This window comes from Nigerium sp. (genome assembly GCF_039811905.1).
GTDB lineage: Bacteria > Actinomycetota > Actinomycetes > Propionibacteriales > Propionibacteriaceae > Propioniciclava.
The window spans coordinates 1-12,790 of record NZ_JBDHZL010000077.1; the positions used below are offsets into that span (position 1 = coordinate 1).

The 12,790-nt window shown below is 73.0% G+C and carries 9 protein-coding genes; 3 read left to right on the top strand and 6 right to left on the bottom strand.

Annotated elements, in window-relative coordinates:
• Positions 1-487: 487 nt before the first annotated feature.
• From WMJ97_RS11455 to allB, 4 genes are all read right to left on the bottom strand, one after another.
• Positions 488-1,306, bottom strand: coding sequence for a MurR/RpiR family transcriptional regulator (locus tag WMJ97_RS11455; RefSeq protein WP_347349129.1), 819 nt, complete (start codon positions 1,304-1,306; stop codon positions 488-490).
• Entirely contained in the window at positions 1,306-2,583 is a 1,278-nt protein-coding gene (locus tag WMJ97_RS11460; RefSeq protein ID WP_347349130.1) for an allantoate amidohydrolase, read from the bottom strand. The genes WMJ97_RS11455 and WMJ97_RS11460 overlap by 1 nt, the downstream gene beginning before the upstream one ends.
• Positions 2,580-3,803: an alanine--glyoxylate aminotransferase family protein gene (locus tag WMJ97_RS11465; RefSeq protein ID WP_347349131.1), complete on the bottom strand. Its 1,224-nt coding sequence runs from the start codon at positions 3,801-3,803 to the stop codon at positions 2,580-2,582. Before WMJ97_RS11465 ends, WMJ97_RS11460 begins: the two co-directional genes overlap by 4 nt.
• Before the next feature lie 93 nt (positions 3,804-3,896).
• Positions 3,897-5,222, bottom strand: coding sequence for an allantoinase AllB (gene allB, locus WMJ97_RS11470; RefSeq protein WP_347349132.1), 1,326 nt, complete (start codon positions 5,220-5,222; stop codon positions 3,897-3,899).
• Positions 5,223-5,441: 219 nt separating this feature from the next.
• Between allB and WMJ97_RS11475 the strand changes: the two genes are divergently transcribed.
• On the top strand, positions 5,442-6,956 hold the full coding sequence (locus tag WMJ97_RS11475) for an NCS1 family nucleobase:cation symporter-1 (RefSeq protein ID WP_347349133.1): 1,515 nt from the start codon (positions 5,442-5,444) through the stop codon (positions 6,954-6,956).
• Between the two features lie 124 nt (positions 6,957-7,080).
• Positions 7,081-7,812 carry an aspartate/glutamate racemase family protein gene (locus WMJ97_RS11480; protein WP_347349134.1) on the top strand — a complete coding sequence of 244 codons (732 nt, stop codon included), beginning with the start codon at positions 7,081-7,083 and terminating at the stop codon, positions 7,810-7,812.
• A 15-nt stretch (positions 7,813-7,827) separates the two neighbouring features.
• On the opposite strand, the gene WMJ97_RS11485 is transcribed toward WMJ97_RS11480, so the two are convergent.
• Positions 7,828-8,976 (bottom strand): PQQ-dependent sugar dehydrogenase, encoded by a 1,149-nt coding sequence (locus tag WMJ97_RS11485; protein WP_347349135.1) that lies wholly within the window; start codon positions 8,974-8,976, stop codon positions 7,828-7,830.
• 206 nt (positions 8,977-9,182) lie between these two features.
• On the opposite strand from WMJ97_RS11485, the gene WMJ97_RS11490 reads away from it, so the two are divergent.
• On the top strand, positions 9,183-11,963 hold the full coding sequence (locus WMJ97_RS11490) for a hypothetical protein (protein ID WP_347349136.1): 2,781 nt from the start codon (positions 9,183-9,185) through the stop codon (positions 11,961-11,963).
• Positions 11,964-12,040: 77 nt separating this feature from the next.
• On the opposite strand, the gene WMJ97_RS11495 is transcribed toward WMJ97_RS11490, so the two are convergent.
• Positions 12,041-12,790: DUF4097 family beta strand repeat-containing protein (locus tag WMJ97_RS11495; protein WP_347349137.1), on the bottom strand; the 750-nt coding region annotated here is incomplete at its 5' end.

Consider the following 12,790-nt stretch of genomic DNA (forward strand, 5'->3'; position numbering starts at 1 on the left):
CCTGCAGCGTTTGCGAAAGACCTGCAGCGTTTGCGAAAGACCTGCAGCGTTTGTGTCACGACGCGAACGAGTGCGCACTGGGTGAGGCATAACGCTGTTTCCGCTGGGTTTCTCGATAACCAGACACCTGTCGTTCGCGGTGAAGGGGGCGTCCGCCGGATTTGGCGTGGGAATCCCGCGGGAAGCCGTCGGCGACAGTGACCGCACCCGAGCGGCGCGGGTGAGACCCCTCGCCGATGGGGAGCGCGGGATCGCTGTTGTTTGCTCACGAGGTGTGAGCAAACAACAGGTGCCGACGAACACGAAACAGGGAGGCTGGGGCGGCGGTCGTGGGGCAGGGACGAGGACTGGGGGTCGCGGGCCGGAGAGTCGGGGGCTGAGGTCGAGGATCGGGTGGCTGGGGGCCTCGGGGGCGGCGGGCTGGGGGTGACGGTCGTGGGGTCGGGCTTGGGGTCGTGGGGCCAGGCGTCCGGCCCCTCAGCGCCAATCAGCGCCCCTCGAGCTCGCCGAGCGTCGCGTACGCGTTGGTGATGGCGGTGACGCGGGCGTCTCCGGCGTCCGCCATGAGGGTGCTCGCGGAGTTCGACAGCAGCGCGACCAGGCTCATCGCCGAGGCGTACGAGCTGAACGGCCCGGACATGTGGATCGGGCATTCGAGCCAGACGTCCGCGCCGGCGGCGTGCCGTCGCCCGGTCGGGTCGGTGATCGCGATCACGCGCGCCGGGGACGCCTGCGCCCAGCGCGCCAGCCGGGCGAACCCCTCCAGGCGCCGGCGCAGGCCGACGAGCACGAGGACGTCGTCCGCGTCGAGCTCGACGAGGTCCTCGGCCAGCGACTGCCCCGGCAGCGGCAGCACCCGCACCCCCGGACGCACCTGGGCGAGCTGCTCTCGCAGGTGCAGCGCCACCGGGTAGCCGTTGCGGTGCCCGACGACCACGACGTGGGCGGCCTCGACGAGCAGCCGCACGGCCGGCGCGATGCGCTCCTCGTTGGCGGTCATCATGCGGCGGAGGTTCGCCACCTCGTCGCCCAGGTGATCGCCGATCGCGACGCCCGGGGCGTTCGCCAGCGGGACGCCGAGCACGTGCATCGTCCGGGCCTCGTCGCGCAGTTCCGCGAACGACTCGTAGCCGAGGCGCCGGTAGAAGCGGCTCAGGGTCGCGCGCGACACCCCGCTCAGCTCGGCCAGCTCGGCCGAGCTGTACACGGCCAGGTCGTCGGCGTGCGCGAGCAGGGTCTCCGCCGCCCGCAACTCCTGGCCGGACAGGTCGGCGTAGACCTCTTCGATGCGGTCGCGGACGGTCATCACCCGTCCGATCGCCGCTCCCGCGCGACCGCCCACACGGCGTCCTCGAAGGCGTCGATCGCGAGGGCGACGTCCTCGGTGAGCACCGACTCGTCGGGTGCGTGGCTGATGCCGTCGTGGCAGCGCGTGAACAGCATCGCGATGTCGCACAGGTCGGCGACCGCCATCGCGTCGTGGCCGGCGCGCGACCACATGGCCATCGGGGTGTCCGTGGTGCCGGTCGCCTCCTGGATGCCGGCGGCGACGGCATCCATGAGCGCGGGCGCGCAGGCGACCGAGTGGGCGCCGTGGAGCTGGTTCACGGTGAGCGTCAGGCCCCGCCGCTCGCAGATCTCGGTGAGGGCGGCCTCGATCTCGGTCCAGGCGGAGTCGCGGGCGGCGTCCGTCTCGGCGCGCAGGTCGAGGCTGAACTCGGCCTGACCAGGGACGATGTTCACCGCGCCGGGCTGCACGGTGAGGCGTCCGACGGTCGCGATGACGTCGCGCTCCTTGCCGATGCGTTCGATCGCGACGACGGCCTCGCTCGCGCCGACGAGGGCGTCCTTGCGGCGGGGGTACGGCGTGCCGCCCGCGTGGCGGGCCTCACCGGTGACGGTGATGCCGAAGCGGCGGGCGCCCGCGATCGACGTGACGACGCCGAGCGGCAGCCCGGCGGCCTCCAGGTACGGGCCCTGCTCGATATGGGCCTCCAGGTACCCGACGACCTCGTCGGCGGCCTTCGCCGCCTCGCCGACCCGGGCCGGGTCGAGCCCGAAGTCGCGGAACGCCTGCTCCAGGGTGACGCCGTGGGCGTCCTCGAGGGGCCACAGGTCGTCCGTCCAGGTGCCGGCCAGCGCGCGCGAGCCGAGCAGCGTCGCGCCGAACCGGACGCCCTCCTCCTCGTGGAACGCGTACACCTCGATCGCGAACGGCAACTCGGACGCCCGCGGCGCGAGCCGGCGGGCCACCTCGATCGACGTCAGGACGCCGAGGATGCCGTCGTAGCGGCCGGCGTCCGGCACCGTGTCGAGGTGCGAGCCCAGAATCAGCGCGGGCAGGCCGGGCGTCGCGCCCTCGAGGCGTCCGACGCGGGAGCCCGCGGCGTCCTGCCAGGTCTCCAGGCCGGCCTCGCGCATCCAGCCCTCGGCGACGGCGTCGACGCGGGCGTGCTCGGGGCTGAGGTAGACGCGCTCGATGCCGTCGGGCATCGCGGAGTACGTGGCCAGTTCGTCGCAGCGCTCCATGACGCGGCGGGCGTCGGCGAGGCTGGCGTCCGGGACGGTGGGGGTCGGGCTCATGCGAGTTCCTCTTCGTAGTGGGCGAGGGCGGCGCTCACGCCGCCGCTGGGCGGGACGTCGAGGCCGGAGAGCCGCAGCTCGGATTCCAGCGCCGACAAGGTGGTGAGCACCGCGTCCTGGCGGGCGTTGTAGCCCATGACGCCGACGCGCCACACGACGCCCGCCAGCGGCCCGAACGACGTGCCGATCTCGATGCCGAAGTGGTCGAGCAGGCCGGCGCGGACGGCGTCCCCGTTCACCGCGTCGGGGATCTCGACGGCGATGACGTTGTTCATCCGGTGCTCCTGGTCGCCGTACAGCGACAGGCCCAGACCGCGCAGCCCGGCGGCCATGGCCGAGCCGTGCAGCGCGTGGCGGGCGACGGCGGCGTCCATGCCCTCGTCGGCGAGCAGGCGCGCGCACTCGCGCGCCGCGTAGAGCATCGACGTGGCCTCGGTGTGGTGGTTGAGGCGCTGGGGGCCCCAGTAGTCCATGATCATGCCGAGATCGAAGTAGTTGGACGCGATGCGCACCCCGCGCTCCTGCGTGCCGTCGGCGATGCCGGCCTCGATGTGCCGGCGCCCGGCGATGACCTCACGGGCGCGCTCGCTGATGGAGATCGGCGCCGACCCCGACGGGCCGCCGAGGCACTTCTGCAGGCCGGCGGTCGCGACGTCGATGCCCCAGGCGTCCATCTCGAACGTGTTGCCGCCCAGGGACGCCGTCGCGTCGACGTAGCTCAGGACGCCGTACTTGCGGCAGAGCGCCCCGAGGCCCTCCAGGGGCTGATTCATCGTCGTGGACGTGTCGCCCTGCACCGTGGCCAGCAGCGTGGGGGAGTGCTCGACGATCGCCGCCTCGAGTTCGTCGTCGGTGAAGACGGTGCCCCAGGGCCGTTCGATGGTCACGACGTGGGCGCCGACCCGCTCGGAGATCTCCTTCAGCAGCAGCCCGAAGCGGCCCATCACCGGCACCAGCACCGTCTCGCCGGGCTCGACCAGCGAGACGATCGCCGCCTCGATCGCCGACCGCGACGTGCCGTCGACCAGCATCGTCGCCCAGTTCTCGGTCTTGAAGACCGTCCGGTAGAGCTCCATCGTCTCGTTCATGGCCGCGGTCATCCACGGGTCGTACTGCCCGACGAGGGGGGACGCCATCGCGCGGGTGACGCGGGGGTCGGCGTTGATGGGGCCGGGGCCCATCAACAGCCGGGCGGGCGGGTTGATCTGGTCGAAGCTCATGGGTGCCTTTCGGGAGCGGGACGGGTGGGTGGTCGGTGGATGAGTCGCGGCGTGGGTGCCGACGGTAGCGGACGCCCGCGGCGTCCGGACGCCTCAGCGACGAAACAGTTCGCGTCCGGCGGGGACGGCGACGGGGCCGCGGTCGAGCTCGGCGCCGCGCAGCCAGACGCGGCCGACCGTGCCGCCGAAGGCGCAGCCGTCCCAGGCGGAGATCGGGTTCTTGTGGGCGAGCCGCCGGACGTCCGCCACCTGCGGGCTGGACGCCTGCCAGACGGCCAGGTCGGCGTCCTTCCCGGCGGCGAGGCCGCCCTTGGCGCTCAGGCCGACGATCTCGGCGGGCCGCACCGACATCCAGTCGGCGACGCGCTCGAGCGACACCCCGCGGCGCGTGGCCTCGTCGAGCATCGCGGTGAAGCCCACCTGGACGCCCGCGATGCCGCCCCACGCCTGCTGCAGGTCGCCGTCGCCGGCGAACTTGCGCTCGGCCGTCGCGGGGGAATGGTCGGTGACGACGATGTCGATGACGCCGGCCAGCAGGGCGTCCCACAAGGCGTTCCGGTTGCCGTCGTCTCGGATCGGCGGGCAGCACTTGTACTGGGGCGCCGCGTCGGGGATCGACTCGGACGCCAGGCACAGGTAGTGCGGGCACGTCTCGGCGGTGAGCGGCAGTCCCTCGGCCTTGGCCGCGGCGACGAGGTCGGCGCCCTGCGCGCTCGACAGGTGCAGGATGTGCGTCCGGGCGCCCGTCTCGCGGCAGGCCGCGATCACCTCGGTGATGGCCGCAACCTCGGCGCGGTCGGGGCGCGAGAGCAGGAAGTCGGCGTAGGCCCGGGACGCCGGCGCCGGCGCGGCCTCGATCGTCGCCCGGTCCTCGCAGTGGACGATGTGCAGCCCGCCGAACCCGGCGATCTCCCGCTGGGCGGCGAGCAACTGGGCTCGGTCGAGCGGCTCGAACTCGTCGACCCCGCTGGGCAGCGTGAACGACTTGAAGCCGAAGACGCCGGCGTCCCACAGCTCTTCGAGGTGGCCCAGGTTCTGGGGCACGGCGCCGCCCCAGTAGCCGAGGTCGACCGACAGCTGGCCGCGCGCCGCCTCGCGCTTGGTCGCGAGCGCGGCGGGCGTCGTCGTGGGCGGGACCGAGTTCAGCGGCATGTCGAGCACGGTCGTCACGCCGCCCAGGGACGCCGCCCGCGTCCCGGTGGCGAAGCCCTCCCACTCGGTGCGGCCGGGCTCGTTGAGGTGGACGTGCGTGTCGACGGCCCCCGGCAGCAGGACGTCGTCGGGCCCGAGCGCGACGTCGGCCGCCGGGTCGGCGCCTGGGGTGACGGCTGCGATGACGCCGTCGGCGACGGTGAGCGTCGCGGCCTGGACGCCGTCGCCGAGGGCGGCGCGCTGGGCTGAGATCGTGAAGGTCGGCATCGGTTGCCCTCTCGCTGGAGGCCGGATCGGGGCGGTCCGGGTGGCGTGTATCGCCGCGTCCATTATGAAACGATCCGTTCATCGGCGCATCAGGGAGTCCATTTCTCCACGGTGTGGACGCGGTAACGCCCTTGAAACATCGTAACGCACACTCCTGATCGAGAAACAACCGTTTCAGAGCACCGGACAGCAACCGTTTTGCAGCACTGAGGAGATCCCGTGTCCGAACCTGCCGCCCAAGGCGCCGCCGTCGCGCCGGACGAGGCCATCTACATCGGCCCCGACTATGCCCCGCAGCTCACCAACGACGACCTGGCTCCGCTCGTGAAGCAGAAGTGGACCTGGTACAACATCTTCGCGTTCTGGATGTCCGACGTGCACTCCGTCGGCGGCTACGTCACCGCCGGCAGCCTCTTCGCGCTCGGCCTGGCGAGCTGGCAGGTGTTCGTGTGCCTGCTGGTGGGCATCACGATCGTCATGGCGCTGGCGAACCTGGTCGCCAAGCCGAGCCAGGTCGCCGGGACGCCGTACCCGGTCATCTCGCGCTCGCCGTTCGGCGTCCGGGGGGCGAACATCCCGGCGATCATCCGCGGCCTCATCGCGGTCGCCTGGTACGGCATCCAGACGTTCCTGGCGTCCGAGGCGATCATGATCGTCTTCCTGCGCCTGTGGCCGGGCCTCATGCCCTACGCCGACCGCGAGCAATACGGCTTCGTTGGCCTCTCTGCTCTCGGTTGGGTCTGCTTCATCATCTTGTGGGTCGCCCAGGCGTTCGTGTTCTGGCACGGCATGGACAGCATCCGCAAGTTCATCGACTGGGCCGGCCCCGCCGTCTACGTCGTCATGTTCGTGCTGGCCATCTACCTCGTCGGCCGCGCCGGGCTGCAGAACATCGACCTCGCCCTCGGGGGCGTCTCCAAGACCGGCCTGGAGGCCCTCGGCACCATGGCGATCGCGACGTCGCTGGTCGTGAGCTACTTCTCGGGGCCGCTGCTGAACTTCGGCGACATCAGCCGCTACGGCAAGAGCTACCAGCAGGTGAAGCGCGGCAACTTCTGGGGGCTGCCGGTGAACTTCACCTTCTTCTCGCTGCTCACCGTGCTCTGCGCGGCCGCGACGATCCCGGTCTTCGGCGAGCTCATCACCGACCCGATCGCGACGGTCGCGCGCATCGACAACACGTACGCGATCCTGCTCGGGGCGCTCACCTTCGCCACGGCGACGGTCGGCATCAACATCGTCGCGAACTTCATCTCCCCGGCGTTCGACTTCTCGCACGTGAACCCGCAGAAGATCTCGTGGCGCACCGGCGGCATGATCGCGGCCGTGGGATCGGTGCTGCTGACGCCGTGGAACCTCTACTCGAACCCCGAGGTCATCCACTACACGCTCGACGTGCTCGCCGCCTTCACCGGGCCCCTGTTCGGCATCCTCATCGTCGACTACTACCTGGTGAAGAAGCAGAAGGTCGTCGTCGACGACCTCTACACGCTCGACCCGAACGGACGCTACTACTACCGCAACGGGTTCAACCCGCGCGCGATCTGGGCGCTCGTGATCGGCGGCGTGATCACGCTGGCGATCGTCGTCATCCCGGTGGAGCCGCTCGCCACGATCGCGGACTTCTCGTGGTTCATCGGCGCCGGGCTGGGGTCGCTGGCGTACTACCTGCTGCCGGAGTACCGGCGTCCGGCGGCCGAGCCGGTCGAGGACGCCGTGAACGTCCGCGCCTGAGCGGCGCGGACGCGCGGGGCGGCCCTCTGAGAGGATCGGGCCGCACACCACCAAGAAGAGACGGCGGCGGCCGGCCGGGAGGCGTCCCGGCCGGCGTCGGCGTCCGAGGGAAGGGCACAGCATCGTGCGCATCAGGGTGATCAACCCCAACACGTCGGCCAGCATGACCGAGACGATCCGCCGCGGGGCGGTCGCCGCGGCGGCGCCCGACACCGTCATCGAGGCGGTCACGCCGACCATGGGTCCGGCGTCCATCGAGGGGCACTACGACGAGGCGCTGGCCGTGCCGGGCGTGCTCACCGAGGTGGCGCGGGGCGTCGACGAGGGCGCGGACGGCTTCGTCCTCGCCTGCTTCGGCGACCCCGGCATGGACGCCGCCCGCGAGCTCGCGGGCGGGCGTCCGGTGATCGGGATCGCGCAGGCCGGCATGCACCTGGCCGCCCTGGCCGGGCGCGGGTTCGCGGTCGTCACCACGCTCGGACGCACCGCCGGCCGGGCGTGGGATCTCGCGGACGCCTACGGCTTTCGCGCGAAGTGCCGCGAGGTGCTCGCGTGCGAGGTGCCGGTGCTCGACCTCGACGGCGTCGCCGAGGACCTCGTCGCGGACCTGGCGAAGGAGGCCCTCACGCACGACGGCGTCGACTCGATCGTGCTCGGCTGCGCCGGCATGGCCGAGATGGCGGCCCGCGTGAGCCGGGAGGTGGGCGCGCCGGTCATCGACGGGGTCGCGGCCGGGGTCGGCCTCGTGGAGGCGATGGTGCGCGCAGGCGTCCCGGCGGCGAGCCGCGGCGAGTACGCGCGGCCGCGTCCGAAGACGTACGTCGGCCTACTGGAGGGGTTCACCGTCGGCGAGTGAGCGGCGGGACGCCGCTCAGCCGGCCGCGACCCGGTAGATGCCGTCGTTCGAGCCGTTCGAGGTCGTGAAGTGCAGCGCGCCGTCGGGACCCTGGTGGACGCTGCGGATACGTCCGTAGGAGGTGAGCACCTTCTCGCGCTTGGTCGCCACGTCGGCGGTCGTCGAGACGGTGAACAGCTGGACGCCCTGTCCCTTCAGCAGGGCGACGGCGAGGCGTCCGTTCCAGGAGCCCCACGCGGAGCCGGACAGGAACGTCGCGCCGCTGGTCGCCAGCGTCGGCGCGCCCGAGCGCCACGCGGCGCGTTTGGCGCGCGGGAACCGCGTCAGGTCGGTCATCGGCCGGGACTCGTTGTAGCCGGGGGTCGGGCTCCACCCGTAGTTGGCGCCGGGTGCGACGCGGTTGATCTCGTCGTCGCGGTCCGGGCCGTGCTCGACCGAGTAGAGGCTGCCCCAGTACGGGCGCAGCGCCAGGCCCTGGACGTTGCGGTGCCCGTACGTCCACACGTAGCGGGCGTTGCCGCCGCGCCGGTAGAAGGGGTTGTCCGTCGGGATCGACCCGTCGAGCCGCACCCGCAGGATCTTCCCGCCCAGCGAGCCGAGGCTCTGCGGGTTGGCGCCCTGGGCGGCGTCCCCGGTGCCGATGAACAGGTCGTTGCCGCGGATGACCATGCGGCAGCCGTTGTGCCGGCCCGAGCCGATCGGCAGGCCCGAGACCATCGTCCGGACGCGGGTCGCCGTCGTCGGGCTCGTGAGCTTCCACTTCCAGACCTCCACGTCCTTCGGCCGGGTCGCGCTCGCCGCGACCGACATGCAGGAGTAGAAGTAGCCGTTGGACGCCGCCCCCGGGTCGGCGACGAGGCCCAGCAGGCCGCCCTCCGACCGCGCCCAGATGCGCGGCAGGGCGAGGTTCACCCGCTGGGGCGCGGCGCCGGGGCGCTTGGTCCACACGCGTCCGGGGCGCTCGTTGTAGAGCATGGTCTGGCCGATCCAGGTGACGTCCCACGGGATCGTCAGGCCGCCGACCACGCGCTGCACGCGCAGCGTCGGTGCCGCGGACGCCGGCTGCGCCGCCGGCACGAGCAGCCCTCCGGCGAGGGCGAGCGAGAGGGCGGCGGAGCCGATGACGGACGCCGCGGTGCGCCGGGCGGGGCGAGTCTGCTTCATGGGGACCTCTGTCTCGAACGTTTGCGACGGCACGCTAGGTCACCGGACGCCGCGGTGCCAGGCCTGGTGAGACGCGCGTCGCGGGCGTCGGCACTGTGAATCTGAACGGGTCGCACGAATGCGTCAGTTCTCACGCAACTTCTCTGGACGCCTGTGCGTCGAGGGGGCAGGGCACTACGTTCGCCCCATCAGGATCGGAGATCGCCATGCGCCGCACCCGCCCCCTCCTCGCGTTGCTCGTCCCGGTCGCGTTCGTCGCGTCGCTGCTGACGCCGTCCGCGGCCCTCGCCGCCCCGGCCGAACCCGTCGAACCGGCCGAATCCGCCGCGCCGGCGTCCCCGGAGCCGGCCGGCACCCCCGGCGCCTGGGAGGTCTTCCCGGCGCCGGGCGGGTACGGCGTCCGCTGGACGTCGCCGGCGGCGCTGCCCGTCACGTCCGACCGCCCGCGGGTGCTGTGGCGCGGGCGTCCCCTCGAGACGACCCTCGACGGCCGCCGCCTGGACGCTTTCGCGCCCGGCGTCCGGCGGCCGCAGGCGTTCGAGCTGGACGCCGTGCTGAGCGGACGCGCGCTCGACGAGGGCGGCCGTCCGGTCGCGGGCGGCCCGCTCGGGACGCGGGGCGCCGCGGCCGGTTCGGCGTCCGGAACCGCGGCGTCCGGCAGCGCGGTGGCCGCGCCGACGTCGGTGTACCCGGTCGACCCGGCCAAGCCGGGGACGTACGCGACGGCGGCGTCCGACTACGACGCGGAGACGCTGAAGTACCCGGGCTTCCCGCAGTCGCTGAACGTCCGGGGGCACGTGGTGCAGCCGAGGGCGGGGCAGGTGAGCGGGCGGCGTCCGGTCGTGCTGTTCCTGCACGGGCGGCACGACTACTGCTACCCGGTGAAGGGGGCGGCGGAGTCCGCGCCGGCGGGCGCGTGGCGGTGCCCGGCGGGCACGAAGCGGGTGCCGAGCGAGCTCGGGTACCAGTACCTGCAGCAACTGCTGGCGTCCCAGGGGTACGTGACGGTGTCGATCGACGCGGCCGCGATCAACGCGATGGACGACGCGTCCCCCGACGGCGGCGCCGAGGCGCGCGGGCTGCTCGTCAAGCGGCACCTCGACCTGTGGAAGACCTGGGCCGACCAGGGCCGCTACCCCGCCGACCTCGGCAACGTCGTGCTCGTCGGCCACAGCCGCGGCGGCGAGGGCGTCAACCGGGCCGCGCAGCTCGTCCGGGAGGATGCGCCGTACCGCATCGCCGGCGTCGTCTACCTCGCGCCGACGAACTTCGCGGGGCAGACGATCCCGTACGTGCCGGCCGTCACCGTGCTGCCGAGCTGCGACGGCGACGTCAGCGACCTGCAGGGGCAGTCGTACGTCGACCTCGACCGCGACATCGCTCCCGACGACACGAGCCTGAAGGCGTCCACGCTCGTCATCGGGGCGAACCACAACTACTTCAACACCGAGTGGACGCCCGGGCTCTCCAAGGCGCCCTCGTTCGACGACGCCGGGGCGATGCCGGGGTGCAAGCCGGGGGCGGGCGTCCGGTTGTCGGCGGGGCAGCAGCAGGCGTCCGGGAAGGCGTACGTCGCGGGCGCGGTCTGGTGGATGACCGGCCAGGGGGACGCCCGCGCGCGGCTCCTCTTCGACGGGACGCCGGGGCGGGTGGCGTCCGTGGGTGCGCGTCCGGTGTTCAGCCACGCGATCATGGGCGGACGCGACCTGCGTCGCGTCGGTGTGGACGCCAAGCCGACCGCCGCGGTGGGCGCGAAGGCGTCCCTGTGCCGTGCGGTCATGGACTACGGGCCCGGTTCGTGCGCGGCCGACGGGGCGTTCTCGCCGCACTGGAAGACCGACTGGGCGTCCGGGGAGCCGTTCCAGCAGGAGCTGTTCGTCCGGTGGACGGCCGCGGGCCAGCGCGCGGGCGTCGCGTTCGCGAAGCCGCTGTCGCTGCGGGACCGGGCGTCGCTCGACCTGCGGCTGATCGCCAACCCGGCCGACGGCGGCCCGGCGATCTCGCTGCGCGTCACGGACGCCCACGGCGCGGTGGCGACGGTCGACCCGGCCGGCGGGCGCTCGCTGCCGCTGTTCGGGGCGAAGGCGGACGCCCAGCCCGGCGCGCGGGTCGCGCAGACCGTGCGGGTGCCGACGGCGTCGCTCGCCGGCATCGACGCCGGCGCGATCGCGTCGGTCGAGATCGTGGGGCGGTCGGCGTCCGGGTCGGTGTGGCTGCTGGACGTGGCGTCCGTGCCGACGGCGACGCCGGCGGCGCCGAGCGTCCGGATGCCCACGATCGCCCTCGGGGACGCCCGCGTCGTCGAGGGCAACGGCCCTGGTCAGGGCCGGGTCGACCTGCCGTTCACCGTCTCGGGGACGCTCGGGCGTGAGGCCACGTTCGTCGTGCGGCCGGCGTGCGACGGCGTCGGGACGTGCCCGTCCGTCTTCAGCGTGACCGTGCCGGCAGGGGCGAAGAACGGGGTCGTGCGGCTGCCGTACGAGCGCAACACCACCTGGGACGGCGCGCAGCGCCTGATCACGGCCAGCGCCCGGCCGGTGCGGGGGGTCATGCCGACTCGCGACACGGGGGTGGCCCGCATCATCGAGGACGACCCGCGTCCGGTGTTCACCGTGAAGCCTCTGGCGGCGCGCATCAAGGAGGGCGCGCGGGCGTCCTGGCGGGTGTCGCTGTCGGCGCCCGCGGGGGTGCCGCTGTACGTGCGTGCGGTCTTCGTGAAGCCGGCGAAGGGGAGGGCTGTCCAGGTGCGTGACCTCGACCGGACCTGGGTTCGCCAGTACTACGGACGCCGCCCGGCGGCGGCGCCGTTCGCCGGCGAGTGGACCGCGCTCTACGGCACCATCGAGCCGGGCAAGCGAGAGGTGACGTTCAGCGTGCCCACCGTCAAGGACCGCGTGAAGGACGCCGGCGAGCAGATCGTGCTCACGGTCGACTACGAGCCGGGATTCCCGCGCGACACCCGCCGGTACCCGGTGGTGGTGGGGTAGCGGCGCCCGGCCCGTCGGCGCCACCCGGACCCGCCCGTTCTGCTTCCATTTCGGAAGCACAACGGAGGAGCCGTCGCTCAGCGCTCTGACAGGGTGATGGACCCGGTGTCCGTCTGGGCGGCGACCTGGTGCGGGGACGCGTCGTCGTGCGTGAGGCGGTCGGTGACGCTGCCCGTCCCCGTGGTGGCGCGCACGGCGTAGCCGCCGGCCGGGAGCCCGGCGACGATGCTGCCTGTGCCCGTCCGCAGGTCGACCGCGTCGGGCTGCGGGCCGTCCAGGTGGACGCGGACCGAGCCGGTGTTCGTGGACGCCATGAGGCGTCCGTCGACGGTGCCGGCCACGCTCACCGAGCCGGTGCCGGTCATCGCCATCAGCGTGGACGCCGACCCGTTCACCCGCACGGAGCCGGTCCCGGTGGAGACCTGGAGTTGGTCGGCGTCCGCCTCGACGGTGGCCGAGCCGGTCCCCGTCTGGACGAGCATGCGCGGTGTGCGTCCGGCCGGCAGCGTGACCGTGAGCTCCGGGCCTGACCCGAAGAGGTTCACGCGCAGGGGCCAGCCCACCCCGGGGCGGAAGTCCGCGGTGAGGGTGCCGCCCTGCTCCGTCTGCGTGAACGCGCTCGCGCCGGCGGGCCAGGGGGCGCGGTAGTCGAAGGTGGGCCGGTCGACCGTCCCGCGGACGATCCGCACGGACGCGTCGTCGGCCTTGACGACCAGGGACGTCGGCATCCCCGCGGCGGCCGCGGCCTTGGTGCCGGAGACCGTGTTGATCGCGCCGAGTGCCGAGAACGTCGCCGAGCCGACGAGCGCTGCCGCGAGGATGCCGCC